General features: G+C 62.9%; 21 protein-coding genes and 2 tRNA genes. 14 read left to right on the top strand and 9 right to left on the bottom strand.

The genetic code is table 11. The features are described 5' to 3' along the window. Positions 1-188 precede the first annotated feature (188 nt). Entirely contained in the window at positions 189-1,520 is a 1,332-nt protein-coding gene (gene rimO, locus ABX298_RS04085; RefSeq protein ID WP_013973825.1) for a 30S ribosomal protein S12 methylthiotransferase RimO, read from the bottom strand. A 310-nt stretch (positions 1,521-1,830) separates the two neighbouring features. Between rimO and ABX298_RS04080 the strand changes: the two genes are divergently transcribed. The 3 genes from ABX298_RS04080 (at position 1,831) to ABX298_RS04070 (ending at position 4,456) form a co-directional block, all read left to right on the top strand. Beyond that, positions 1,831-2,085 carry a type II toxin-antitoxin system RelE/ParE family toxin gene (locus ABX298_RS04080; RefSeq protein WP_075046069.1) on the top strand — a complete coding sequence of 85 codons (255 nt, stop codon included), beginning with the start codon at positions 1,831-1,833 and terminating at the stop codon, positions 2,083-2,085. Further along, entirely contained in the window at positions 2,069-2,395 is a 327-nt protein-coding gene (locus tag ABX298_RS04075) for a helix-turn-helix domain-containing protein (RefSeq protein WP_075046068.1), read from the top strand. Before ABX298_RS04080 ends, ABX298_RS04075 begins: the two co-directional genes overlap by 17 nt. Positions 2,396-2,545: 150 nt before the next feature. After that, the gene (locus ABX298_RS04070; RefSeq protein WP_286100376.1) at positions 2,546-4,456 is read left to right on the top strand and encodes a potassium transporter Kup; all 1,911 of its coding nucleotides are present in this window, start codon (positions 2,546-2,548) and stop codon (positions 4,454-4,456) included. Between the two features lie 194 nt (positions 4,457-4,650). Here the strand turns inward: ABX298_RS04070 and ABX298_RS04065 are convergent, their stop codons facing one another. The 4 genes from ABX298_RS04065 to ABX298_RS04050 form a co-directional block, all read right to left on the bottom strand. Continuing rightward, the gene (locus tag ABX298_RS04065; RefSeq protein ID WP_025340272.1) at positions 4,651-5,943 is read right to left on the bottom strand and encodes a virulence factor family protein; all 1,293 of its coding nucleotides are present in this window, start codon (positions 5,941-5,943) and stop codon (positions 4,651-4,653) included. Beyond that, positions 5,943-8,585 (bottom strand): bifunctional lysylphosphatidylglycerol flippase/synthetase MprF, encoded by a 2,643-nt coding sequence (gene mprF / locus ABX298_RS04060; RefSeq protein WP_075046066.1) that lies wholly within the window; start codon positions 8,583-8,585, stop codon positions 5,943-5,945. The genes ABX298_RS04065 and mprF overlap by 1 nt, the downstream gene beginning before the upstream one ends. A 260-nt stretch (positions 8,586-8,845) precedes the next feature. Then, a tRNA-Met gene (locus ABX298_RS04055) sits at positions 8,846-8,922 on the bottom strand. 134 nt (positions 8,923-9,056) lie between these two features. Then, a tRNA-Met gene (locus ABX298_RS04050) sits at positions 9,057-9,133 on the bottom strand. A gap of 220 nt (positions 9,134-9,353) precedes the next feature. Between ABX298_RS04050 and dinB the strand changes: the two genes are divergently transcribed. Further along, positions 9,354-10,412, top strand: coding sequence for a DNA polymerase IV (gene dinB, locus ABX298_RS04045; protein WP_162276788.1), 1,059 nt, complete (start codon positions 9,354-9,356; stop codon positions 10,410-10,412). A 167-nt stretch (positions 10,413-10,579) separates the two neighbouring features. Here the strand turns inward: dinB and ABX298_RS04040 are convergent, their stop codons facing one another. From ABX298_RS04040 to ABX298_RS04030, 3 genes are all read right to left on the bottom strand, one after another. Further along, positions 10,580-11,533 (bottom strand): hypothetical protein, encoded by a 954-nt coding sequence (locus tag ABX298_RS04040; protein WP_084785247.1) that lies wholly within the window; start codon positions 11,531-11,533, stop codon positions 10,580-10,582. 20 nt (positions 11,534-11,553) lie between these two features. Continuing rightward, entirely contained in the window at positions 11,554-13,269 is a 1,716-nt protein-coding gene (locus ABX298_RS04035; protein WP_075046062.1) for a proline--tRNA ligase, read from the bottom strand. A 160-nt stretch (positions 13,270-13,429) separates the two neighbouring features. Then, positions 13,430-14,695: an OprD family porin gene (locus tag ABX298_RS04030; protein ID WP_075046061.1), complete on the bottom strand. Its 1,266-nt coding sequence runs from the start codon at positions 14,693-14,695 to the stop codon at positions 13,430-13,432. 692 nt (positions 14,696-15,387) lie between these two features. Here ABX298_RS04030 and ABX298_RS04025 point away from each other — a divergent pair. Both ABX298_RS04025 and ABX298_RS04020 read left to right on the top strand, forming a co-directional pair. After that, the gene (locus ABX298_RS04025) at positions 15,388-15,807 is read left to right on the top strand and encodes an HIT domain-containing protein (protein ID WP_286100375.1); all 420 of its coding nucleotides are present in this window, start codon (positions 15,388-15,390) and stop codon (positions 15,805-15,807) included. Position 15,808: 1 nt separating this feature from the next. Continuing rightward, positions 15,809-16,015, top strand: a complete 207-nt coding sequence (locus tag ABX298_RS04020; protein WP_025340266.1) for a SlyX family protein — start codon at positions 15,809-15,811, stop codon at positions 16,013-16,015. Between the two features lie 63 nt (positions 16,016-16,078). Here ABX298_RS04020 and ABX298_RS04015 read toward each other — a convergent pair whose 3' ends face one another. Further along, the gene (locus ABX298_RS04015) at positions 16,079-16,672 is read right to left on the bottom strand and encodes a cold shock domain-containing protein (RefSeq protein ID WP_025340265.1); all 594 of its coding nucleotides are present in this window, start codon (positions 16,670-16,672) and stop codon (positions 16,079-16,081) included. Positions 16,673-16,951: 279 nt separating this feature from the next. On the opposite strand from ABX298_RS04015, the gene ABX298_RS04010 reads away from it, so the two are divergent. From ABX298_RS04010 to ruvB, 8 genes are all read left to right on the top strand, one after another. After that, positions 16,952-17,425, top strand: a complete 474-nt coding sequence (locus tag ABX298_RS04010; RefSeq protein WP_025340264.1) for a Dps family protein — start codon at positions 16,952-16,954, stop codon at positions 17,423-17,425. 273 nt (positions 17,426-17,698) lie between these two features. Further along, entirely contained in the window at positions 17,699-18,028 is a 330-nt protein-coding gene (locus ABX298_RS04005) for a ribbon-helix-helix domain-containing protein (protein WP_024087590.1), read from the top strand. A 92-nt stretch (positions 18,029-18,120) separates the two neighbouring features. Next, complete coding sequence (locus ABX298_RS04000) at positions 18,121-18,342, top strand: FmdB family zinc ribbon protein (protein ID WP_003254776.1); 222 nt, start codon at positions 18,121-18,123, stop codon at positions 18,340-18,342. Between the two features lie 95 nt (positions 18,343-18,437). Then, positions 18,438-20,213 (top strand): aspartate--tRNA ligase, encoded by a 1,776-nt coding sequence (gene aspS, locus ABX298_RS03995; protein WP_025340263.1) that lies wholly within the window; start codon positions 18,438-18,440, stop codon positions 20,211-20,213. Positions 20,214-20,327: 114 nt separating this feature from the next. After that, on the top strand, positions 20,328-21,074 hold the full coding sequence (locus tag ABX298_RS03990; protein WP_013973810.1) for a YebC/PmpR family DNA-binding transcriptional regulator: 747 nt from the start codon (positions 20,328-20,330) through the stop codon (positions 21,072-21,074). Positions 21,075-21,267: 193 nt separating this feature from the next. Continuing rightward, positions 21,268-21,792, top strand: coding sequence for a crossover junction endodeoxyribonuclease RuvC (gene ruvC, locus ABX298_RS03985; RefSeq protein ID WP_004375291.1), 525 nt, complete (start codon positions 21,268-21,270; stop codon positions 21,790-21,792). 109 nt (positions 21,793-21,901) lie between these two features. Further along, a complete protein-coding gene (gene ruvA, locus ABX298_RS03980) occupies positions 21,902-22,519 on the top strand; it encodes a Holliday junction branch migration protein RuvA (RefSeq protein ID WP_015271473.1) in 618 nt (205 codons plus the stop codon). Further along, the gene (ruvB, locus tag ABX298_RS03975; RefSeq protein ID WP_004375289.1) at positions 22,516-23,562 is read left to right on the top strand and encodes a Holliday junction branch migration DNA helicase RuvB; all 1,047 of its coding nucleotides are present in this window, start codon (positions 22,516-22,518) and stop codon (positions 23,560-23,562) included. Before ruvA ends, ruvB begins: the two co-directional genes overlap by 4 nt. The last annotated feature ends 69 nt before the right edge of the window (positions 23,563-23,631 follow it).

The following is a 23,631-nucleotide window of genomic DNA, read 5'->3' as shown; positions in this document are numbered from 1 at the left end:
AGACCGGGTAATGCCTGTCAGATAGCGTCAATGGGGCTGCTACGCAGCCCATCGCCGGCAAGCCAGCTCCCACAGGTACCGCGCAGAATTCAGGAATTGCGCGATCCCCTGTGGGAGCTGGCTTGCCGGCGATGGGCCGCGAAGCGGCCCCAAATTACATAACTGACAGGCATTATGTTCCAGCGCGATTAAATGGGTTCAGCCCACATGTCGTATTCGTCGGCATCCACCACGCGGCAACGCACCTTGTCACCCGGCTTGAAGCCGTGGTCGCCATCGATGAACACGCTGCCGTCGATTTCCGGGGCATCGAAGAAGCTGCGGCCAACCGAACCTTGCTCTTCCACTTCATCGATCAGCACGTCGATTTCCTTGCCGATGCGCAGTTGCAGGCGGGCGGCGCTGATGGCCTGCTGGTGGGCCATGAAGCGGTCCCAGCGGTCCTGCTTGACGTCGTCCGGCACTTCTTCCAGGCCCAGGTCGTTGGCCGGGGCGCCTTCCACCGGCGAGTACTGGAAGCAGCCCACGCGGTCCAGCTGGGCTTCGGTCAGCCAGTCCAGCAGGTACTGGAAGTCTTCCTCGGTCTCGCCCGGGAAGCCGACGATGAAGGTGGAGCGAATCACCAGCTCCGGGCACTGCTCGCGCCAGTTCTTGATACGTGCCAGGGTGCGGTCTTCGAAGGCCGGGCGCTTCATGGCCTTGAGCACTTTCGGGCTGGCGTGCTGGAACGGGATGTCCAGGTACGGCAGGATCTTGCCGGCGGCCATCAGCGGGATCACGTCGTCGACGTTCGGGTACGGGTACACGTAGTGCAGGCGTACCCAGGCACCCAGGCTGCTCAGGGCTTCGCACAGCTCGAGCATGCGGGTCTTGACCGGGCGGCCGTTCCAGAAGTCGGTCTTGTACTTGACGTCGACGCCGTAGGCGCTGGTGTCCTGGGAAATCACCAGGATCTCCTTGACCCCGGCCTTGACCAGGCGCTCGGCCTCGCTCAGCACTTCGCCGACCGGGCGGCTGACCAGCTTGCCGCGCATCGACGGGATGATGCAGAAGCTGCAGCTGTGGTTGCAGCCTTCGGAAATCTTCAGGTACGCATAGTGGCGCGGGGTCAGCTTGACGCCCTGCGGCGGTACCAGGTCGATCAGCGGGTTGTGGTCCTGGCGTGGCGGCACTACTTCGTGCACGGCGTTGACCACCTGCTCGTACTGCTGCGGGCCGGTGACCGACAGCACGCTCGGGTGCACGTCACGGATGCTGCCTTCCTCGACACCCATGCAGCCGGTGACGATGACCTTGCCGTTTTCCTTGATCGCTTCGCCGATCACTTCCAGCGACTCGGCCTTGGCGCTGTCGATGAAGCCGCAGGTGTTGACCACCACCACGTCGGCGTCCTCGTAGGTGGGCACGACTTCATAGCCTTCCATGCGCAGCTGGGTCAGGATGCGCTCGGAATCGACCAGGGCTTTTGGGCAACCCAGGCTTACGAAACCTACCTTGGGGGTGGCGGGCGTGGTGGACATGACTAACCTCGGTATTGAATGCAGGTCGCCCGACCGGAATCGGGGGCGATCTTGACGGGCGCTTTTGGCGCCTCTGATCAAAAAGTGCGCAATTCTAGCGAGCGCAGGGTCGCTTGACCAGCAGAAATGCGACGAACGCTGCGCTATGCCAGCCAACCGTAAGCTGCTTGCTCGGCAAAACCTCGAAACACAGCCTGGCAATGGTTCCCCTTGAATCAATAGACCCCGCCCGTCACCCTCGTCTGCGCCGATGAAACCTTTTCTTGAGCTTATTCGATTCTTATAGTTTTCTTATAAGACTGGCGTGGAAATGAATACGATCAACTGGTCACGCAAAGCTGTGAAGCAACTCAGGAAAATCGACAGGATTGATCAGTCAAAGGTCTACGATGCTGTTCAGGCATTGATGCACATGCCGCACGTTCAAAACATCAGGGCGCTGGTCAATCACCATTACGGTTACCGTCTCAGGGTGGGTAACTACCGGATACTTTTCGACTGGGACGGTAGCGTCAAAATTGTCAGCATCGAGGAGGTCAAGAAGCGCGATGAACACACCTACTAACGTACAGATCATCAATGATGCTGACGGGCGTCCTGCCTTCGTCGTGCTGCCGTATGCCGATTATATCGCCAGCCATCCGCAACCGGACCTGGTACCCAATGAAGTCGTTGGCTATATGGTGAAGGACGGTATGACCGCCATTGCTGCCTGGCGCAGGCATCTGGACCTGACTCAGGCTGAAGTTGCCCAGCGCCTGGGCGTCTCGCAGTCGGCGTATGCCCAGCAGGAAGCTGCCGAGCGCCCACGCAAGGCCACTCGCGAAAAGATTGCTGCAGCGTTGGGCATACCCATGCAGTTTCTGGACCTTTAGTTGTAACCGCCAGGGGACTCGCCAGAGGCGCACCAGCAGAAAATCCACGAACGCTGCGCTATGCTTCGCGCCATTGTGTCGGGGGGATCAGTATCACCTGGCGCATGGGGAATTCTACTGGCCTTGCAAGGCCGTCTGCGGGAGTGGTCGATGGTTCAGGCAAGCAGTCACGCCGAGGGCGGGCACGAGGGGAAGCAGGGCGCGACGCGGTCGTTGAGCCTGCTCGTGGCGGCGGTCGGGGTGGTTTATGGCGATATCGGTACCAGCCCGTTGTATACCCTCAAGGAAGTCTTCAGCGGCGGGTACGGAGTGCCGGTCAACCATGACGGCGTGCTGGGGATCCTGTCGCTGATCCTGTGGTCGCTGCTGTGGGTAGTGTCGTTCAAGTACGTGATGTTCATCCTGCGCGCCGACAACCAGGGCGAGGGTGGCACCATGGCACTGACTGCACTGGCGCGGCGGGCCACGGCGGCCTACCCGAGGTTGCGTACGCTGATGGTGGTGTGCGGGTTGATCGGCGCTTCGCTGTTCTATGGCGACAGCATGATCACCCCGGCGGTGTCGGTGCTGTCGGCGGTGGAGGGCATGGGGCTGGCCTTCGAAGGCATCGACCACTGGGTTGTGCCGATTTCGCTGGTGGTGCTGGTGGCGCTGTTCCTGGTGCAGAAGCACGGCACCGAGAAGATCGGCAAGCTGTTCGGCCCGATCATGGTCACCTGGTTCGTGGCGCTGGGCGCGCTGGGAGCGCATGGCATCTCGCAGAGCCCGGAAGTGCTCAAGGCATTCAACCCGGTCTGGGCGGTGAACTTCTTCGTGGTTCACCCCGGCATGGGCGTGGCCATCCTCGGCGCGGTGGTGCTGGCGCTGACCGGTGCCGAGGCGCTGTACGCCGACATGGGCCACTTTGGCCGCAAGCCGATCGCCCGCGCCTGGTTCGTCCTGGTGCTGCCGGCGCTGGTGCTCAACTACTTTGGCCAGGGCGCGATACTGCTGCAGGACCCGGAGGCGGCACGCAACCCCTTCTACCTGCTGGCGCCGGGCTGGGCACTGCTGCCGCTGGTCGGGTTGGCCACCATGGCCACGGTGATCGCCTCGCAGGCGGTGATCTCGGGGGCCTTCTCCCTGACCCGCCAGGCCATCCAGCTGGGCTACATTCCACGCATGCAGATCCAGCACACCTCCAGCGACGAGCAGGGGCAGATCTACATCGGTGCGGTGAACTGGGCGCTGATGGTTGGCGTGGTGCTGCTGGTGATCGGCTTCGGGTCGTCCGGCGCCCTGGCGGCGGCCTACGGCGTGGCGGTGACCGGTACCATGCTGATGACCACCCTCCTGGTCTCGGCGGTGATGTTGCTGCTGTGGAAGTGGCCACCGGTGCTGGCGGTGCCGATCCTGCTGGGTTTCCTGTTTGTGGATGGGCTGTTCTTTGCCGCCAACGTGCCGAAGATCATCCAGGGTGGGGCCTTCCCGGTCCTGGCCGGCGCTGTGCTGTTCCTGTTGATGAGCACCTGGAAGCGCGGCAAGCAGATCCTGATGGAGCGTATCGACGAAGGCGCGCTGCCGCTGCAGCTGTTCATCAGCAGTATCCGCATTCAGCCGCCGCACCGGGTCGAAGGCACGGCGGTGTTCCTCACGGCGCGCTCCGATGCGGTACCCCATGCGCTGTTGCACAACATGCTGCATAACCAGGTGCTGCACAGCCAGGTGGTGCTGCTGACGGTGGTCAGCGAGGATCGGCCACGGGTGCCGGAGCAGGAGCGCTTTGAGGTGGAAGCCTATGGCGACGGGTTCTTCCGCGTGTTGCTGCACTTCGGCTTCATGGACGAACCGGACGTGCCGGCCGCGTTGAAGCTGTGCCACCTGGAAGACCTGGATTTCAGCCCGATGCGCACCACCTTCTTCCTCAGCCGCGAGACCGTGATCGCCTCACGGCTGGAGGGAATGTCGCGCTGGCGGGGCAACCTGTTCGCGTTCCTGCTGAAGAATGCCAACGGCAACTTGCGCTTCTTCAACCTGCCGCTGAACCGGGTGATCGAGCTGGGGACCCAGGTCGAGATCTGAGGTGCAACACAGATTTCAAGGCAGTACCCATCCCATGTGGGAGCGGGCATGCCCGCGAACACCGGCGAAGCCGGTGCCCTACACCGAGTTGCCGGCTTCGCGGGCACGCCCGCTCCCACATGGAGCGCATAGCTTTCAAAGCTTGCGCTGTACCTGTGGGAGCGGGTTTACCCGCGAATGGGCCGCAAGGCTTATCAGTTCTGCTCAGCCACGCTGGACTTGCCCTGGCGCGTCTCGATCTCGCCGATCAAGCGCTTGGCCAGTGCCGGGTAGTTTTCGTCGAAGTGGTGGCCCCCCGGCAGCTTCAGGCGTTCACCCACCGCAGTCTTGTCGGTGCAACCGCTCTCGTCGGTTTCTTCCACACCATACACGCACACCACCTTGGAGGCCGGCAGCCTGGCCATTTCCGGCCCGGTTGGCGCTTCCTGGCCTTCCTTGCCCAGCCAGCCCTCGACTTCGATCTCGAAGCTGCCGCTGCGGGCAAAGGCCAGCAGCATCACCGCGTCGATACGCTGCTGGTCCTCGGCCGGCAGGCGGTTGTAGATCGCCGGCAGCACGTCGGCACCGAACGAATAACCGGTCAGCACGAAGCGCTTGGTGCCCCATTTCTGCCGGTAGTGCTGCATCAGCTCGGACAAGTCGGCGGCGCTTTGTTCCGGGGTCTTGTGCTGCCAGTAGTAGCGCAGCGTGTCGATGCCGACCACCGGGTAGCCAAGCTTGGCCATTTCCCCGGCCACGTCGCGGTCCAGGTCCCGCCAGCCGCCATCACCGGAAAGGAACAGGGTGACCGTGTCGGTGGTCTGCCCGGCTGGCACCTCGACTACCGGGATGGCCAGGGCGTTGCCGTCGTGGCCGACCAGGGCCTGGGTCAGCTGGGCCTTGAGCACTTGTGGCAGGTGAATGTCGTAGTCGCTGATGCTGGTTTCGGCATTGGCCTGGTCGCGCACGAAGGCGGCGCTGGCGTCATCCGGGTTGTCGTTCCAGGCGACGTTCCAGTGGCCGTGGGCGGCCGACTTCGGCAGCGCTGCCTGGCAGCCGGGCTGTTCCAGGCTGAAGTCCACGGAAATCGCCCGCGCCTTGTCGTTGTTCTGGCTGGCCAGCCAGCGCCACGCCTGAGAGGCGCCAGGGCCGATACCGGCGACCAGGGTCGGTTTCTCCGGCAGCTGGCCCATGGCCTGGTCCAAGGCCTGTTGCTGCTTGCTGCAGTCGTTGGGCGGCAGGATCACCTGCACCAGTTGCGCTTCGCCAGCCTGGGCCAGGTCCAGCAGCTGTCTGTCGGTCAGCGCCTGGTCCTGGGGTACACCGATGGCCACTCGGGCCTTGGGGTGCACGCCCGGGGTCACACGGGTGATGCGGGTGTCATTGATGCTCAGTTGTTCCAGGCGTGCCTCGGGGGCAGGGCGGGTCCATAGCCAGAACGCCAGCGCGCCTCCCAGGGCGGCCAACAGCAGGGGAACCAGCAGGTACAGCCAAAAGCGTCGGGTCATCAACGTTTCACCAATCCAGTCAGGCCGCCTGCGATCAGGGCGGCGGTGTCGGCCAGTGCCACCAGCGGGTCGAGCCCGGCCGGCACGGCCATGTAGCGGGGTTCCCAGTCCGGTTGGAACTTGTCCTTGAAGCGTCGAAGCCCCTGGAAGTTGTACAGCTGCTCGCCTCGGCGGAACACCATCGAGCCCAGGCGCTGGGTCAAGGGCGCGCCACGCCGCGGCTGCAGGCCGGAAAGCGGCACCATGCCCAGGCTGAAGCGGGCGTAGTCATGGCTTTTGTAGTGCAAGATCAGACCGATCATCATGAATTCCATGGTCAGCTTCGGGGCCTCGGGGTGCGCACGCATCAGGTCGAGGCTGGCCAGTTCGTTGCCATGGGTTTCCAGCAGGTTGGCGAAAGCCACCGGGCGGCCCTGGAAGCGGATCAGGGCAATGCGAAAATGCTGCAGGTATTCAGGGCTGAAGCGCCCCAGCGAGAAGCCTTTCTCGCGCACGTTCTTGCCGCCAAGCCAGGCGTCGGATATTTCCTTCAGCTCTGCCAGCGGGGCATGCCCGGGTTCGTGGATTTCCAGGCTCAGGCCGTCACGGCCGCCACGGTTCCAGGTGTAGCGCAGGTCCTTCATCTCCTTGCCCTTGGCTTCGAGGTCGAAGCGGCGCAAGTCGACCCGGGCTTCTTCACCCAGCTTCAGCGCGGTCAGGCCGATGTCCATGTAGAACGGCAGGTTCTCGGCGCGCACCTGATAGAACACCGGGCGGGCATGGTGCAGGTCGCACAGGTCGCGGAACTGCCAGATCATTTCGGCGCGCTCTTGGGCCGGGCCGATCGGGTCGTACAGCGCCACCAGGCTGCGGCCGCGACGGGCGTACATGAGGAAGGCGTTGTCGCGAGGGTGGAACAGCAGCGCCTTGTCACCGGTCAGGGCCAGGCCGCCATCGGGCTGGTCGGAGGCCAGCAGAATGCGGTTGGCACGCAGCAGCTCTTCTTCGTCAGGCAGGTGGATCACCGGTGGTGCAGTGCGCAGCAGCCAGGTCAGGGCCACGGCCGCCAGCAGCACTGCGCTGCCCATGGCGGCGCGCAGGCCACGCGGGGCATCGGCATCGAGGGTGAACTGCCACCACAGCTGATGGCTGTAGGGCACATCCTGGTAGGCGAACAGCAACAACCACACCGATGCGCCTACCACACAGGCGCTGGCCACCAGAAACACCGGCGAGAATGGCAACTCGAGCAAACGGCTGGGGCGGTAGAAGGAGCGGCGGAACAAGGCGAGCAGGGCGGCAGTGAGGGTCAGCAGGCAGGCCTCTTCCCAATCGAAGCCCTTGAGCAGCGACAGCAGGGCGCCGACCAGCAACAGCACGGTGGTCAGCAGCCAGGCGGCGGACAGGCGCCGGCGCAGGCCCTGGGCCAGCAGCAGGCACAGTACGCCGATCAGGCTGGCGCCGAAGTGCGAGGCGTCGATCAGGCGGTGCGGAACCAGGAAACCCATGTGCTCCAGGCGGGTGTCGATCTCGGGCGTGGCCCCGGAGAACAGCAGCACCACCCCGGACAGGAACACCAGGATCGACAGGATCGGCGCGGCCAGCCCGGAAGCGGCCTTGATAGCCTGTTGCGCGAACAGCAGGCGCCGGGCCTCGTTGGCCAGCAGCAGCACGCAGGCCAGCAGCAGCGGCAGCACCACGTAGATCAGCCGATACAGCAGCAGGGCCGCTGCCAGCGGCGCGGCGCCGAGTTGGTCGGCAAAAGCTGCCAGCAGGATCGCTTCGAATACCCCGACGCCGCCCGGTACGTGGCTGAGCACACCTGCGGCCAAGGCCAGCAGGTACACCAGCACAAAGGCACCGAACGGCGGTGCTTCGGGCAGCAGCAGATACAGCACGGTGGCGGCAGCGGCGACATCCAGTGCGGTGATCAGCAATTGCAGGGCTGCCAGGCGTGCGCCCGGCAGGCGCAGCGTGCGGCGGCCCAGTTGTACCAGCAGGCTGTTGGCCAGTGGTTGCTCAGCCAGGCGCCGGCGGTACAAGCCGAACACCAGCACGCTGCATACCAGCAGCACGGCTATTGCGACACCCGCCAGCAAGCCAGGCGCCAAACCCAGTGCGGCCGAGGCTGCCGGCAGGTCGCTCAAGGTCGCCAAGGCGGCCAGGGGCGGCAGCGCGCAGCCCAGTGACAGGCTGGCAAAAACAGTCATCCGTGCAACTTCACCTGCGCCAACCCCCTGGCGTGCATACAGGCGGTAGCGCACCGAACCGCCCGAAAGCATCGACAGGCCGATGGCGTTGCCGATGGCAAAGGCGCTGAAGCCGCCCATCACCAGGCTGCTCGCCGGCAGCTTCACGCCGGCATAGCGGCTGGCAGACCACTCGTAGCCCAGCAGGACAACGAAACCGAGCACGGTAGCCAGCAAGGCGCCAAGTAACGACTGGGTCGGCACGCTGAGCATGGCATCGTGCAAGGCATAGATGTCCAATTCGCTTAACAGGTGGCGGCAGGCGACCAAGGCCATGGTGAACAACACCAGGGTCACTACCAGGCCGATGGGCTGGCGGTAGCGGCTCAAGCGTTCGAGCAAGGGCAGGCGTTGCACCGCGCCGGGTAGCGCCGAGGCAAGCGGCACCGGGGGTTCGGGGTTGTGCGAAGTCATGGATTGCCCCGGGCTTGCAGCGCGAGGTGAGGGAGAGGTGTGGCCAAGTGAAAGTCCCTTAGGAAAACGTATCCAATGTTACTCCGGCCTCAAGCGTTTTCAGCCGCCTGGCAGGGTTAAAGATAGTTCATGCTGGGAGCGACCTTTCAAGCCTGCGGGTTGGCTGGAGGGCGGGAAAATGGGGGGAGACGAAAATCAGGAGGGGAAAAGCAACAAACCCCGCGCTGCTGTTACACAGGCGGGGTTTGTTCTGACGAATATGGTTGCGGGAGCCGGATTTGAACCGACGACCTTCGGGTTATGAGCCCGACGAGCTACCAGGCTGCTCCATCCCGCGTCAGTGGGGCGCATTCTACAGTTTCCAGAATGGGTGTCAAGCGCTACTCGTTGATTTTTTTGAAATTTCTTTCAACGCATTATTTGACGCAAAAGAAAAAGGCCACTGTGTGAACAGTGGCCTTTTCTCGAATCTGGTTGCGGGAGCCGGATTTGAACCGACGACCTTCGGGTTATGAGCCCGACGAGCTACCAGGCTGCTCCATCCCGCGCCTGTGAGATCGAATTCTACGGATTTACCCGTGGGTGTCAAGCTATTTTCTGAAAAAACCTTTCCTGTTCAAACTCTTAGCGTTTGAATATAGCGCGCAGCTCAGGCGCGACGGGGCTTTCAGGCCGATTATCGACCAATGCCGCGCACAGGCTGCATGCCCCGAAGGCACATGCGATACTATCTGTATGAATTTACAGTGCTGACGGTCATCCATGTCCTTGCGCAAGATCATCCACGTCGACTGCGATTGCTTTTATGCCGCGATCGAAATGCGTGACGACCCGCGCCTGGCCGGGCGGCCCATGGCGGTGGGTGGGTCGGCCGACCACCGTGGGGTGATCGCCACCTGCAACTATGAAGCGCGTGCCTACGGCGTGCGTTCGGCCATGTCGTCGCGGCACGCCCTGAAGCTGTGCCCGGACCTGCTGATCGTCAAGCCGCGCTTCGAGGCCTACCGTGAGGCCTCGCGGGAGATCCACACAATCTTCCGCGACTACACCGAGTTGATCGAGCCACTGTCGCTGGACGAGGCATACCTGGATGTGAGCGACAGCCAGTGGTATTCGGGCAGCGCCACGCGCATTGCCGAGGATATCCGCCGGCGCGTCGCCCGCACCCTGCATATCACTGTCTCGGCCGGTGTGGCGCCGAACAAGTTCCTGGCCAAGATCGCCAGTGACTGGCGCAAGCCCAATGGCCTGTTCGTGATTACCCCGGGCGAAGTGGAGGCATTCGTCGCCGCCCTGCCGGTGGCCAGGCTGCACGGGGTGGGCAAGGTAACGGCAGACAAGCTGGCGCGGTTGGGTATCGAAACCTGCCTGGAATTGCGCGAATGGTCGCGCCTGGCGCTGGTGCGCGAGTTCGGCAGCTTTGGCGAGCGTTTGTGGGGGCTGGCGCGGGGTATCGATGAACGTGCGGTGCACAATGACAGTCGCCGGCAGTCGGTCAGCGTGGAAAACACCTACGACACCGATCTGCCGGACCTGGCCAGTTGCCTGGCACGGCTGCCCGACCTGCTGGAAAGCCTGAACGAGCGTATCGCCCGCATGGACAGCAGTTACCGGCCGGAAAAACCCTTCGTCAAGGTCAAGTTCCATGACTTCAGCCAGACCACCATGGAGCAGGCGGGGGCGGGCAGGGACCTGGAAAGTTATCGACAATTGCTGGGTCAGGCGTTTGCCCGTGGTGGCAAGCCGGTGCGCTTGCTGGGGGTAGGCGTGAGGTTGCGCGACTTGCGCGGGGCGCATGAGCAGCTGGAGCTGTTCCCGCCTCAATAAATGGCCTGGGCCTGGCTGCATGGCCCCCTGTGGGAGCAGCCTTGTGTCGCGAAAGGGCCGCGCAGCGGCCCCAGGATTTCAGCAGTGATGCATCAATTGTCGGGACTGCTCTGCAGCCCTTTCGCGACACAAGGCCGCTCCCACAGGGGGATGCGTTGCCGCAGCAGTTACTGCGCGCCCGGGTCGGCCACCAACCGGCCAGTGGCCTTGGTCAGCGACTGCAGAAACTCCTGCTGCAACTCCGGGTCGTTGCGGGTCAGTTCGATCAGGCTCTGTTCCATTTCACTGGCTTCCTCTTCCAGGCCCAGTTCGGACAAGCGCTTGACCCGGTGTACCCATTGGCCGACATCGTCATCTTCGAGGTCATCGAAGATCAGTTCATGGGCCTCGAGCAGCTTGTTACGCAGGGTGGCGCTGACCAGCAGGCTGGCATCGCCACGTACCGCGTTGTCCTCGTCCAGCACCTGCAGGTGCAGGGTGCCGATGTGGTTGAGGTTCTGCTCGGAGAACGGGCTGTCGAGCAGGTTCAGGCGCAGCACGCCGTTCCTGTCGGTGGTCAGCTCGTGTGTCATCTTGCCGGCCTTGACCTCGACCAGGCGCTCGCTCCAGGGCACGCTGGTAGATTCCTCGCGCTTGCCTTTCTGCACTTCGCTGATCCTGGCCAGGTTCTGCTGGGCACGGCCGTTGGACGGCACGTTCATGAACGGGTTGAGCCCGTCCACGCCATAGCTGAGCCAGTCGTGGGTGATGCTGTCCGGCAGGTTGCCCAGGGCGAAGACATTGACCACGTTGGCACCCACGCCTGCCACCACGGCCACCGCACCCAGCGGGATCTCGTAGATCTCCCGCCAGGGTTGGTAAGGCGTATAGCGGTCATAGCTGCGGGTGACTTCGAATTCGGTGACTTCGAAGCGCTTCTGCTCATGCACGCGCACACGTCGTTGCGGAAGCTCCATCACCTTCGGCTCGCCGACATCGATCTGCAGGGTGTGCTCGAGCAGTTTGCGCTCGACGCGCTCCTCATGGTCGCTGCGCTGGGACATCTGATTGGCGCAGCCGCTGACGAGCAGGGCGCCGCACAGTGCGGCGCCCCCCAGGGGAAAGGTACTTCGCTTGAACATGATCACTCGTGCATTGGTTATCAGCGGCGAACGCGGGCCTGCAGGAAGGTCAGCACTTCATTGAGCGGCAACGACTGGGCGTCCTGCTCGGTGCGGTGCTTGTACTCCAGGTTGCCTTCGGCCAGGCCGCGATCGCTGACGACGATGCGGTGCGGGATGCCGATCAGCTCCATGTCGGCAAACTTGATGCCTGGGCTGGTCTTCTTGTCACGGTCGTCCAGCAGCACTTCGTAGCCGGCAGCAGTCAGCTCGGCGTACAGCTTGTCGGTCGCCTCGCGAACTACCTCGGTTTCGTAGCGCAGCGGTACCAGGGCGATCTGGAACGGGGCCAGGGCGTCGTTCCAGATGATGCCCTTGTCGTCGTAGCTCTGCTCGATGGCAGCGGCCACCACGCGGGACACACCGATACCGTAGCAGCCCATGGACAGGGTTACCGGCTTGCCGTTCTCGCCCAGTACCTGGCACTTCAGCGCCTCGCTGTACTTGGTGCCGAGCTGGAAGATGTGGCCCACTTCGATACCGCGCTTGATCACCAGGGTACCCTGGCCGTCCGGGCTCGGGTCGCCTTCGACCACGTTACGCAGGTCGGCGACCTGTGGAACCGGCAGGTCGCGCTCCCAGTTCACGCCGAAGTAGTGCTTGTCGTCGATGTTGGCGCCAATGCCGAAGTCGCTCATCAGGGCAACCGAGCGGTCGATAACGATTTCCAGCGGCAGGTTCAGCGGGCCGAGCGAGCCGGCGCCGGCACCGATGGCCTCGCGCAGTTCGGCGTCGGTGGCCATGACCAGCGGGTCGGCAACCTGTTCCAGCTTGGCCGCCTTGATTTCGTTGAGCTCATGGTCGCCACGCACGATCAGTGCTACCAGCTTGCCTTCCTCGGCACCACGCACGATCAGGGTCTTGACGGTCTTCTCGATCGGCAGGCCGAAGTTTTCCACCAGCTGGGCGATGGTCTTGGCGTTCGGCGTGTCGACCAGGCGCAGCTCCTCGGTAGGGGCCGGGCGCACGGTTTCACGCGGGATGGCCTCGGCCTTCTCGATGTTGGCGGCGTAGTCGGAGCTGTCGCTGAAGATCACGTCGTCTTCGCCGGACTCGGCCAGTACGTGGAATTCGTGCGAGTAGCTGCCACCGATAGAGCCGGTGTCGGCCTGCACTGGGCGGAAGTCCAGGCCCAGGCGGGTGAACACGTTGCTGTACGCCTGGTGCATGCGGTCGTAGGTTTCCTGCAGGGAAGCCTGGTCGGCATGGAACGAGTAGGCGTCCTTCATGATGAACTCGCGGCCGCGCATCAGGCCGAAGCGCGGGCGGATCTCGTCACGGAACTTGGTCTGGATCTGGTACATGTTGAGCGGCAGCTGTTTATAGCTGGACAGCTCGTTGCGGGCCAGGTCGGTGATCACTTCTTCGTGGGTCGGGCCGACGCAGAAGTCGCGCTGGTGGCGGTCCTTCAGGCGCAGCAGCTCGGGGCCGTACTGTTCCCAGCGGCCGGATTCCTGCCACAGTTCGGCTGGTTGGATGCTGGGCATCAGCACTTCCAGGGCGCCGGCGGCGTTCATTTCCTCACGCACCACGGCCTCGACCTTGCGCATCACCCGCAAGCCCATCGGCAGCCAGGTGTACAGGCCGGAGGCCAGTTTGCGGATCATGCCGGCACGCAGCATGAGCTGATGGCTGATGACCACTGCGTCGGCAGGGGTTTCTTTCTGGGTGGCGAGCAAATATTGACTGGTGCGCATGGTGAGCCGTGTCGATTGCCTAAGACATTGAAATGACCCCGCATTGTACGGGGGCGAAACGAAGGCGTACAGGATGCCCCAGGGCGTGACGCTTGTCAGCCAAGAAAAAGCCCGGCGTGATCGCCGGGCTTTTTCAGGTGCGGGGCACTGCAAGCCAGGCTTACAGGATGCTCAGCGGGTACTCCACGATCAGGCGCAGTTCGTCGATCGATGGGGAATCGTAGTAAACGCCATCGGAAGAGCGGTAGGTGGCCTGACGTACGCGGAAGCTCAGGTCTTTCGCCGGGCCGCTCTGCAGTACGTACTTGATATCGACGTCGCGTTCCCATTCCTTGCCGTTGCTGGTGCCGGCGACGTTGGCGTCGGTACCGCGTACATAACGGGTCATGAAGGTCAGGCCCGGGATGCCGTATTCGGCGAAGTTCAGGTCGTAGCGAGCCTGCCAGGATTTCTCGTCTTCGGCGTTGAAGTCGGAACGGGCCACGGAGTTGGCCAGGAAGATGGTGCCGCCACCGTCGATGCCATAGCCATAGTCGCCGTCGCCGGTGACTTTCTGGTAGGCCAGGGTGAAGGTGTGAGCGCCGATATTGTAGGCGCCCGACAGGCTGAACGCGCGGTTGTCCAGCTTGTCGCCATCGAATGCGAGGTAATCGGCCGAGCCTTCGCTCTTGGTGTCATAGATGTTGAAGTCGAACACCAGGCCTTGTTTGTCCGAGATCGGCAGTGCCCAGTTGACGTTGGCGTAGTACTTGCGCCAGTAGTCTTCAACCTTCGAGTAGTACAGGCTGGTGCTGAGGTTGTCGGTGAAGGCGTAGGTACCACCGACCACGTTGGCTTCCTTCAGGCCGAAGCTGTCCCGGTTGGTCTGCTCCTGGGCGGTCAGGCTGGTGAAGTGACCAGCATGCAGGGTCAGGCCCTCGATCTCGTTGCTGGTGATCAGGGTGCCCTGAGCGATTTCTGGCAGCAGGCGGCTGTCGTCAGTGGCGAAGACCGGCAGAGCGGTGAACTGGTCACCCACTTTCAGCACGGTGTCGGAGATGCGGAACTTGACCGCGCCGCCGCCCTTGGAATATTCATCCTGCGCACGACCGTCGGAGTCGTTCGGGAACAGGCCGGTATTGACGCGGCCCCTGCCGCTGTCCAGTTTCAGGCCGAGCATGCCGATGGCATCCACACCCACACCCACGGTGCCCTGGGTGAAGCCGGACTCGAAGGTGCCGAGGAAGCCCAGGCCGGTTTCTTCGCGACGGCTCTGGCCGCCTTCGTTGTTACGGAAGTCACGGCTGAAGTACAGCATGCGGGTCTTGACGTTCAGCTTGCTGTCTTCGATGAAACCTTTGGACTCGTCCTGGGAAGAGGCCAATGCCAACTGCGAGGTCCCTGCCGCAACGGCCAGGGCGATCATGCTCCACTTCATCACGCGCATCGTGATTTGCTCCTTTGGTTTTTAGGAAGAGTACCGCTGCGTCCAAGTGTTTTAGTTATATGGGGCAGCTCTTTCTTGTTATGTCGGCGAAAATGTATAGCACGCTGACTGTTGTTGGCGATATGGGTATAAACATCCTTTTCGGAACTTTTTCACCATGTCGCTTTTGAGTATTTCCATGTCGCAAATCACGCCCCGGTTTAAGGGCCGTACAACACCAGCGCTGTTTCTTTCACCGTAACGAACCTGTAACTACCGATTCCGGTTGGGGAAACTCCCTGGTAACCAATGCCGCTGTTGTTATTTGTCGCGTACACCTGTCGATGCAGATGTCGTGCCGACTTGGCGTGAAAGGAATGCAACAAGCGTGCTCAAAATTCGCAACGCTTCATGAAATTTTCACAAAACCTGCTACCGGGGGTCGGAAAGTGCCGTAAACACGGGGCGGGAGCCGCCTGACGGGGTGTCACAGTCGAGAATCATTAAAATTTGAAAAGCTGTCATGAAAGTCAATGTGTTACCGCAACTTGTTCATGCAGCGTCACCTTTGGGGTGGCAAGTGTGGTGCGAGGTGTACGGGTGGCCTCATTTTGGTGCGAAAAGTAGCGCTGTGTTACCGGGAACGTGCAGGGTATCCTTGCAGGCCTGTTTTCCGCGTGACGCGGGTTGGTTCTGCCTGAAGGAGATTTGCCGTGTTCGTCCTCGATTCGCGTTTGCAGCAGGATTCGCTGGTGCTGGGGGAGTTTGCGCTGTGCCAGTTGCTGCTGAGCAAGGATGCCAACTATCCATGGTTCATCCTGGTGCCCAAGCGCGCCGGCATCAGCGAACTGTTCGAGCTCGATGCTGCGGAGCAGCAGCAGTTGTGGCAGGAAACCACCAGCCTGGCCGGAGCGCTGAAAGCCAGCTACAGCGCCGACAAGATGAACGTGGCCACCCTGGGCAATGTGGTCAGCCAGTTGCACATGCACGTGATCGTGCGCCAGCGCGACGACGCCGCCTGGCCGGCACCGGTGTGGGGCAAGTGCCCGGCGGTGGCCTACACCGACGACCAGGTGCAAGCCATTCGCCAGCGCCTGCGCGGGCTGCAGCTCGCCGGCTACCAGGAGGCCTGACATGTCGCTTGAATCGCGAGTGGTCGAACTGGAAACACGCCAGGCGTTCCAGGATGACACCATCCAGGCGCTGAATGACGTGGTGGTCGAGCAGGGGCGGGTGATCGAGCGGCTGCAGTTGCAGATGGCCGAGCTGATCAAGCGTTACGAAGAGATGGTTGGCCAGTACGGCAGCGAAGGGGACGAGGCGCCACCGCCTCATTATTGATACCTGAACCCCTGCAGGAGCGGGCATGCCCGCTCCTGCAGGGGGTGGTTTCTGCAAGTTGGATCAGCGGCGGGTTACCGCAACCACATCCTCGGCCTGCAGGCCCTTGTCGCGGTGCATCACGGAAAACTCCACGCGCTGGCCTTCCACCAGGATGCGGTGGCCTTCGCCGCGAATGGCGCGAAAGTGCACGAAGATATCATCGCCCGAGTCGCGGGAGATGAAGCCGAAGCCTTTGGACGTGTTGAACCACTTCACGGTACCGGTATCACGATTGCCGGCATCCTGCGCCGCGTGCTGGCTGGCGCGTGCCTTGCGCGGGATGCGGGCAAAGCCCACGGCCAGGTGCACGGCCACGGCCAGCGCCGCGCAGACCAGTGCGGCCAGGTTGCCCATTTCCGGGCGGGCCAGCAGTGTCAGGGTCTGCAGCACCACGGCCACCACCAGCAGGGCACAGGCCAGGTGCTGCAACTGCTGCCGCGCGCCGCGGTAGTACAGTGGCACGACCGGGGCCAGCACCAGGTTGAGCAGGCCGAGCAGGGCAAGGTAGACCGCGTCGGGTTGTTGCAGGAAGGGTGTCGCATCGGTTTTCAGGCTGGGTATGAGCGATAGCAGCAAGGCTGCCACGCCCGTCACCAGATGGACGATCTTGAACATGGGGTTGGCTCACAGTTGATAAGGCCGATCACAGGAAGAGCTGGCAGCACGGTGCGCATGAGGTGTAGAGCGCGAACACGTGGCAGGCCAGCCTATGCACCCGGCAATGACAATCCGCACGGGTGGCACCATGCCTATTTAACAGTAAAGCCGCAGGCTACTCAAACCGCAGGCCGCGACGGGCGATGTGTTGCGCCATGTCACATGCGGCGTGTACCAAGTGTTGCTACAGTGGTCGTCACCTGCTTGGGTCTCAAGCCTTATGGAAAGGGGAACTTCATGGCAATCGATATCGGTATCAGTGAAGAAGATCGCAAGTCCATCGTCGATGGGCTGTCCCGCCTGTTGTCGGATACCTACGTGCTGTATCTGAAAACCCATAACTTCCACTGGAACGTCACCGGTCCGTCGTTCCGCACGCTGCACCTGATGTTCGAAGAGCAGTACAACGAACTGGCGCTGGCGGTCGACTCGATCGCCGAGCGCATTCGCGCTCTGGGCTTTCCGGCGCCGGGGGCTTATGCATTCTATGCGCGGCACTCCTCGATCAAGGAGGAAGAAGGGGTGCCGCCTGCCGACGAGATGATCCGCCAGCTGGTCCAGGGCCAGGAAGCCGTGGTGCGTACCGCGCGCAGCATCTTCCCGGTGGTGGACAAGGTCAGTGACGAGCCGACCGCCGACCTGCTGACCCAGCGCATGCAGGTGCACGAGAAAACCGCCTGGATGCTGCGGGTGCTGCTCGACGGCAAGTAATTGACCAGGGCTGTCACATGGCAATTTGAATGCAGCTTTCTTGTTCAAAATCCGAAAGCTTGCACAAACCTTGTGGGAGCGGGCATGCCCGCGAACACCGGCAAGGCCGGTGCCATCCACCGCGTCGCCTGCTTCGCGGGCTCGCCCGCTCCCACAGGTTTTCCGTCACGCTTACCCATCGAGTGTTTGCGCAGGAAGATTTTGCCGCTGCTTTAAGCTCGCCCATCAGCGCTTCATAGGCCACCTGGTACCTGTGACGAGGAAGTGTGGCGCATGATGCAAGCAAGCAAACGTGTGGCTGGCCAGGGGCGTTGGCCGGGTAAACAGTGCATCGACCCGTTCAAGGCGGATTTCGACATGTTGCAGACCCAGCCGGTGTCACGCTCGGTGCGGCTCAACGGCTTTTCCACCTGCCTGCGGCTGGAAGCCGTCTACTGGGGCATCCTGGAGCGCATCGCCGCGGCCAACCGCTGCTCGGTCAGCGCGGTGCTGTCCTACGTCGACCGCGAGGTACACCTGCGCCAGGGTGGGGTGCGCAACTTCAGCGGGCTGATCAGGGTGATCTGCGTCGCCTGGCTGCTGGACCCGCCAAGTGTGCGCTGATCGCCTGGCGGGCTGCGCAGTGCTTGCTAACCATATATAATCCCGCTTTTTGCTGCCCCGGCAGCCAGCGTTGTGGTTGACGAGAGACACCCATGCCCCTTTATGACTATCAATGTGCATCCTGCGAGCACCGCATGGAAGTGCTGCAGAAGATCAGCGCCGCGCCGCTGACCGATTGCCCGGCCTGCCAGGCGCCGGCGCTGAAGAAGCTGCTGTCGGTGCCAGGCTTCCGCCTGAGCGGTAACGGTTGGTACGAAACCGACTTCAAGACCGGGGCGAAAAAGAATCTGGCAGGCGGCGACAAGGCCGACTGAGTTGAATGCTGTGACCGGGTCTTGCAGTATTAGCCCTCTGCGGGCGGCCAAGGCCTCCACCGAATACACGAATCACGAGAAGCGAAACCACCATCATGATGCGCAGCCATTATTGCGGCCAACTGAACGAGAGCCTGGACGGCCAGGAAGTCACCCTTTGCGGCTGGGTCCATCGTCGCCGCGACCACGGCGGGGTGATCTTCCTCGACATCCGTGACCGCGAAGGCATGGCCCAGGTCGTGTTCGACCCGGATCGCGCCGAAACCTTCGCCGCTGCCGACCGCGTGCGCAGCGAATACGTCGTGCAGATCACCGGCAAGGTCCGCAAGCGCCCTGAAGGTGCGGTGAATGCCAACATGGCTTCCGGCGCCATCGAGATCCTCGGCTACCAGCTGAACGTGCTCAACGAAGCGGAAACCCCGCCGTTCCCGCTGAACGAATACTCCGACGTCGGCGAGGAAACCCGCCTGCGCTACCGCTTCATCGACCTGCGTCGCCCGGAAATGGCCGACAAGCTGCGCCTGCGTTCGCGCATCACCAGCAGCATCCGTCGCTTCCTCGACGAGAATGGCTTCCTCGACGTCGAGACGCCGATCCTGACCCGTGCCACCCCGGAAGGCGCCCGTGACTACCTGGTGCCTAGCCGTACCCACGCCGGTAGCTTCTTCGCCCTGCCGCAGTCGCCGCAGCTGTTCAAGCAGCTGTTGATGGTCGCCGGCTTCGACCGCTACTACCAGATCGCCAAGTGCTTCCGTGACGAAGACCTGCGTGCCGACCGCCAGCCGGAATTCACCCAGATCGACATCGAGACCAGCTTCCTCGATGAAAGCGAGATCATGGGCCTGACCGAAAGCATGATCCGCAAGCTGTTCAAGGAAGTGCTGGACCTGGAATTCGGCGAATTCCCGCACATGACCTTCGAAGAGGCCATGCGCCGCTACGGTTCCGACAAGCCGGACCTGCGTATTCCGCTGGAACTGGTCGACGTTGCCGACCAGCTCAAGGATGTCGACTTCAAGGTGTTCGCCGGCCCGGCCAACGATCCGAAGTGCCGCGTTACCGCCCTGCGCCTGCCAGGCGGCGCCAGCATGCCGCGCAGCAAGATCGACGAGTACACCAAGTTCGTCGGCATCTACGGTGCCAAGGGCCTGGCCTACATCAAGGTCAACGAGCGCGCCAAGGGCGTCGAAGGCCTGCAGTCGCCGATCGTCAAGAACATCCCCGAGGCCAACCTCAACACCATCCTCGACCGCGTTGGCGCCGTTGACGGCGACATCGTGTTCTTCGGTGCCGACAAGTTCAAGGTGGTCAGCGAAGCCCTGGGCGCGCTGCGTATCCGCCTGGGTCACGACTTCGAGCTGCTGACCTGCGAGTGGGCACCGATGTGGGTGGTCGACTTCCCGATGTTCGAAGAGAACGAAGACGGCAGCTTCACCGCGCTGCACCACCCGTTCACCGCGCCGAAGTGCACCCCGGAAGAGCTCGAGGCCAACCCGGCCGTGGCCCTGTCCCGTGCCTACGACATGGTCCTGAACGGTACCGAGCTGGGTGGTGGTTCGATCCGTATCCACCGTAAAGAGATGCAGCAGGCCGTGTTCCGCCTGCTGGGCATCGAGGCGGCAGAACAGGAAGAGAAGTTCGGCTTCCTGCTCGACGCCCTGAAGTTCGGTGCACCGCCTCACGGTGGCCTGGCCTTCGGCCTGGACCGCCTGGTCATGCTGATGACCGGCGCCCAGTCGATCCGTGAAGTGATCGCCTTCCCGAAAACCCAGAGCGCCGCGTGCGTCATGACCCAGGCCCCTGGCATGGTCGACGCCAAGGCCCTGCGCGAGCTGCACATCCGACTGCGCGAACAGACCAAGGTCGAGTAAGCAGTCCCCGGGCGCATCCACATGGATGCGCCTTTGCGTTTCGGCGCAGGCAATTTCCCGTCCCGCCCCGTACAGGGGCGGGGCTGTTTGTGATTCAAAGGATTCGGAGTCGTTATGGCTGGTCATTCCAAGTGGGCGAACATCAAGCACCGCAAAGAGCGCCAGGATGCCAAGAGAGGCAAGATCTTCACCAAGTGGATCCGCGAACTGACGGTCGCTGCCAAGCAGGGTGGTGCTGACCCGGCATCCAACCCGCGCCTGCGTTTGGCGCTGGACAAGGCCCTGGGCGCCAACATGAGCCGCGACATCATCGATCGTGCCGTGGCCCGTGGTGCCGGCACCAACGAAAGCGACAACGTCGAAGAGCTCAGCTACGAAGGTTACGGCCCGGGTGGCGTGGCGATCATGGTCGAGGCCATGACCGACAACCGCAACCGTACCGCCGCTGCCGTGCGTCATGCCTTCACCAAGTGTGGTGGCAACCTGGGCACCGACGGTTCGGTGGCCTACCTGTTCGAGCGCAAGGGGCAGATCAGCTTTGCCCCGGGCGTGGAAGAAGACGCGCTGATGGAAGCGGCGATGGAAGCCGATGCCGATGACGTGGTGGCCAACGACGACGGCTCGTTCGACGTGTTCACCTCGTTCAACAGCTTCTACGCCGTGCGCAATGCCCTGGAAGAGGCGGGCTTCAAGGCCGCTGACGCGGAAATCGTCATGCAGCCGACCACCAGCGCCGAACTCGACCAGGACGGTGCCGAGAAAGTACTCAAGCTGATCGACATGCTCGAAGACCTGGATGACGTGCAGAACGTCTACTCCAATGCCCAGATTTCCGATGAGATCATGGAAAACCTCGGCTAAGGTGTCCTGAGCATTCGGGCCAGGCAGGTAGCTTTATTGGGGCTGCTGTGCAGCCCATCGCCGGCAAGCCAGCTCCCACAGGTACAGTGCCACCCTCAAGTCTTGCACTGTACCTGTGGGAGCTGGCTTGCCGGCGATGGGCCGCGCAGCGGCCCCAATGGTGTTAAAACATGAGCTTTGTACGACGGGCACTATGACTCTGATTCTTGGTATCGACCCCGGCTCGCGCATCACCGGCTATGGCGTGGTACGCCAGACCGCCCGTGGTTGCGAGTACGTGGCGTCGGGCTGCATCCGCACCGGCAGCGGCGAGCTGCACGAGCGGTTGCAGATCGTTTTTCGTGGCGTGGGTGAAATCATCGCCCAGCACGGCCCGGTAACCATGGGCATCGAACGGGTGTTCATGGCTCGTAACGCCGACTCGGCGCTCAAGCTCGGCCAGGCCCGTGGCGCAGCCATCGTCGCCGCCGCCGAAGCCGGCCTGGAAATCGCCGAGTACAGCGCCACCCAGGTCAAACAGGCGGTAGCCGGTACCGGTGGGGCCAACAAGGAGCAGGTGATGATGATGGTCATGCACCTGCTGAAACTGACGCAAAAGCCGCAGATCGACGCCTCCGACGCCCTGGCCATCGCCCTGTGCCATGCCCATACCCGCTCCAGCCTGGTGCCGCATGGCCTGGCCACGGCAAGGCGACGCGGCGGGCGCTTGCGTCTGTAGGCGCTTCATGCGCTGATACACATTTTGTTCGGGTGATGCGTTCACCCGCTGCATTTGCTGATAGGGTTGAGCGGTCTTTGACCGGCTCCCCGAGAGGAAGGATCGGAACGTGATTGGACGTTTGCGCGGCACCCTGGCGGAAAAACAGCCGCCGCACCTGATTATCGACGTCAACGGCGTAGGTTACGAACTGGAAGTTCCCATGACCACGCTGTACCGTCTGCCCAAGGTGGGCGAACCCGTAACCGTGCACACCCACCTGGTGGTGCGCGAGGATGCTCACCTGCTCTACGGTTTTGCCGAAAAGCGCGAGCGCGAACTGTTCCGCGAACTCATCCGCCTGAATGGCGTAGGGCCGAAGCTGGCCCTGGCGCTGATGTCCGGGCTGGAAGTGGACGAGCTGGTGCGCTGCGTGCAGGCTCAGGACACCTCGGCCTTGGTGCGCGTGCCCGGTGTTGGCAAGAAAACCGCCGAACGCCTGCTGGTCGAGCTCAAGGACCGCTTCAAGGCTTGGGAAACGTCCCCGGCCATGTTCACCCTGGTCTCCGACGGGCCGCTGCCGGTCGCCAGCGCATCCACGGCCGAAGCCGATGCCGTCAGCGCCCTGGTTTCGCTGGGCTACAAGCCGCAGGAAGCCAGCAAGGCGATCGCCGCGATCAAGGACAAGGCCGGCCTGAGCAGTGAGGAGCTGATCCGCCGCAGCCTGAAAGGGATGATTACCAAGTGATCGAAGCCGACCGCCTGATCGCCGCCAGTGGCCGCGACCGTGAAGAAGTCCAGGACCGTGCGATCCGCCCGCTGCGGCTGGACGAGTACATCGGCCAGCCTGTGGTGCGCGAGCAGATGGCGCTGTTCATCCAGGCCGCCCGTGGCCGCAGCGAGTCGCTCGATCATACGCTGATCTTCGGCCCGCCCGGCCTGGGCAAGACCACCCTGGCCAACATCATTGCCCAGGAAATGGGCGTGTCGGTCAAGAGTACCTCGGGGCCCATCCTCGAGCGCCCGGGCGACCTCGCGGCCATGCTGACCAACCTCGAACCGCACGATGTGCTGTTCATCGACGAGATCCATCGGTTGTCACCGGTCGTCGAAGAGGTGCTGTACCCGGCGATGGAGGACTTCCAGCTCGACATCATGATCGGCGAAGGGCCTGCGGCCCGCTCGATCAAGCTTGACCTGCCGCCGTTCACCCTGGTCGGTGCCACCACCCGTGCCGGCATGCTCACCAACCCGCTGCGGGACCGTTTCGGTATCGTCCAACGCCTGGAGTTCTACAGCGACAAGGACCTGGCCACCATCGTCAGCCGTTCCGCCGGCATCCTCGGCCTGGCCATCGAAGACCAGGGTGCCTACGAGATCGCCCGCCGCGCCCGTGGCACGCCACGTATCGCCAACCGCCTGCTGCGCCGCGTGCGCGACTACGCCGAAGTGCGCGGCAAGGGCCAGATCACCAAGGCCGTTGCCGACATGGCGCTCAACCTGCTGGACGTCGACGAGCGCGGTTTCGACCACTCCGACCGCCGCCTGCTGCTGACCATGATCGAGAAGTTCGACGGTGGCCCGGTCGGCGTGGACAACCTGGCCGCGGCCATCAGTGAAGAGCGCCACACCATCGAGGATGTGCTCGAGCCGTACCTGATCCAGCAAGGCTACATCATGCGCACGCCGCGCGGCCGCGTGGTCACCCGGCATGCCTACCTGCACTTTGGCTTGAACGTGCCCGGGCGCCTGGGGGAGGGTGGGGATTTTTCCGAAACGGGCGATGAGTGACAGATCGAAAACGGCTTTTCGTGGTCCTACCGCTGGCATGCCGAGGGTGCGCTGGCAATAAGACATTAA

This window comes from Pseudomonas sp. X4, assembly GCF_040784925.1.
GTDB classification, from domain to species: domain Bacteria; phylum Pseudomonadota; class Gammaproteobacteria; order Pseudomonadales; family Pseudomonadaceae; genus Aquipseudomonas; species Aquipseudomonas putida_Z.
This window is presented reverse-complemented; position numbering and strand designations above follow the sequence as displayed.

Coding starts and splice junctions, on each gene's coding strand:
- rimO (WP_013973825.1), bottom strand. CDS start 1,520: ATGTCCACCACGCCCGCCACCCCCAAGGTAGGTTTCGTAAGCCTGGGT.
- ABX298_RS04080 (WP_075046069.1), top strand. CDS start 1,831: ATGAATACGATCAACTGGTCACGCAAAGCTGTGAAGCAACTCAGGAAA.
- ABX298_RS04075 (WP_075046068.1), top strand. CDS start 2,069: ATGAACACACCTACTAACGTACAGATCATCAATGATGCTGACGGGCGT.
- ABX298_RS04070 (WP_286100376.1), top strand. CDS start 2,546: ATGGTTCAGGCAAGCAGTCACGCCGAGGGCGGGCACGAGGGGAAGCAG.
- ABX298_RS04065 (WP_025340272.1), bottom strand. CDS start 5,943: ATGACCCGACGCTTTTGGCTGTACCTGCTGGTTCCCCTGCTGTTGGCC.
- mprF (WP_075046066.1), bottom strand. CDS start 8,585: ATGACTTCGCACAACCCCGAACCCCCGGTGCCGCTTGCCTCGGCGCTA.
- ABX298_RS04040 (WP_084785247.1), bottom strand. CDS start 11,533: ATGTTCAAGCGAAGTACCTTTCCCCTGGGGGGCGCCGCACTGTGCGGC.
- ABX298_RS04035 (WP_075046062.1), bottom strand. CDS start 13,269: ATGCGCACCAGTCAATATTTGCTCGCCACCCAGAAAGAAACCCCTGCC.
- ABX298_RS04030 (WP_075046061.1), bottom strand. CDS start 14,695: ATGCGCGTGATGAAGTGGAGCATGATCGCCCTGGCCGTTGCGGCAGGG.
- ABX298_RS04020 (WP_025340266.1), top strand. CDS start 15,809: ATGTCGCTTGAATCGCGAGTGGTCGAACTGGAAACACGCCAGGCGTTC.
- ABX298_RS04015 (WP_025340265.1), bottom strand. CDS start 16,672: ATGTTCAAGATCGTCCATCTGGTGACGGGCGTGGCAGCCTTGCTGCTA.
- ABX298_RS04010 (WP_025340264.1), top strand. CDS start 16,952: ATGGCAATCGATATCGGTATCAGTGAAGAAGATCGCAAGTCCATCGTC.
- ABX298_RS04005 (WP_024087590.1), top strand. CDS start 17,699: ATGATGCAAGCAAGCAAACGTGTGGCTGGCCAGGGGCGTTGGCCGGGT.
- ABX298_RS04000 (WP_003254776.1), top strand. CDS start 18,121: ATGCCCCTTTATGACTATCAATGTGCATCCTGCGAGCACCGCATGGAA.
- aspS (WP_025340263.1), top strand. CDS start 18,438: ATGATGCGCAGCCATTATTGCGGCCAACTGAACGAGAGCCTGGACGGC.
- ABX298_RS03990 (WP_013973810.1), top strand. CDS start 20,328: ATGGCTGGTCATTCCAAGTGGGCGAACATCAAGCACCGCAAAGAGCGC.
- ruvC (WP_004375291.1), top strand. CDS start 21,268: ATGACTCTGATTCTTGGTATCGACCCCGGCTCGCGCATCACCGGCTAT.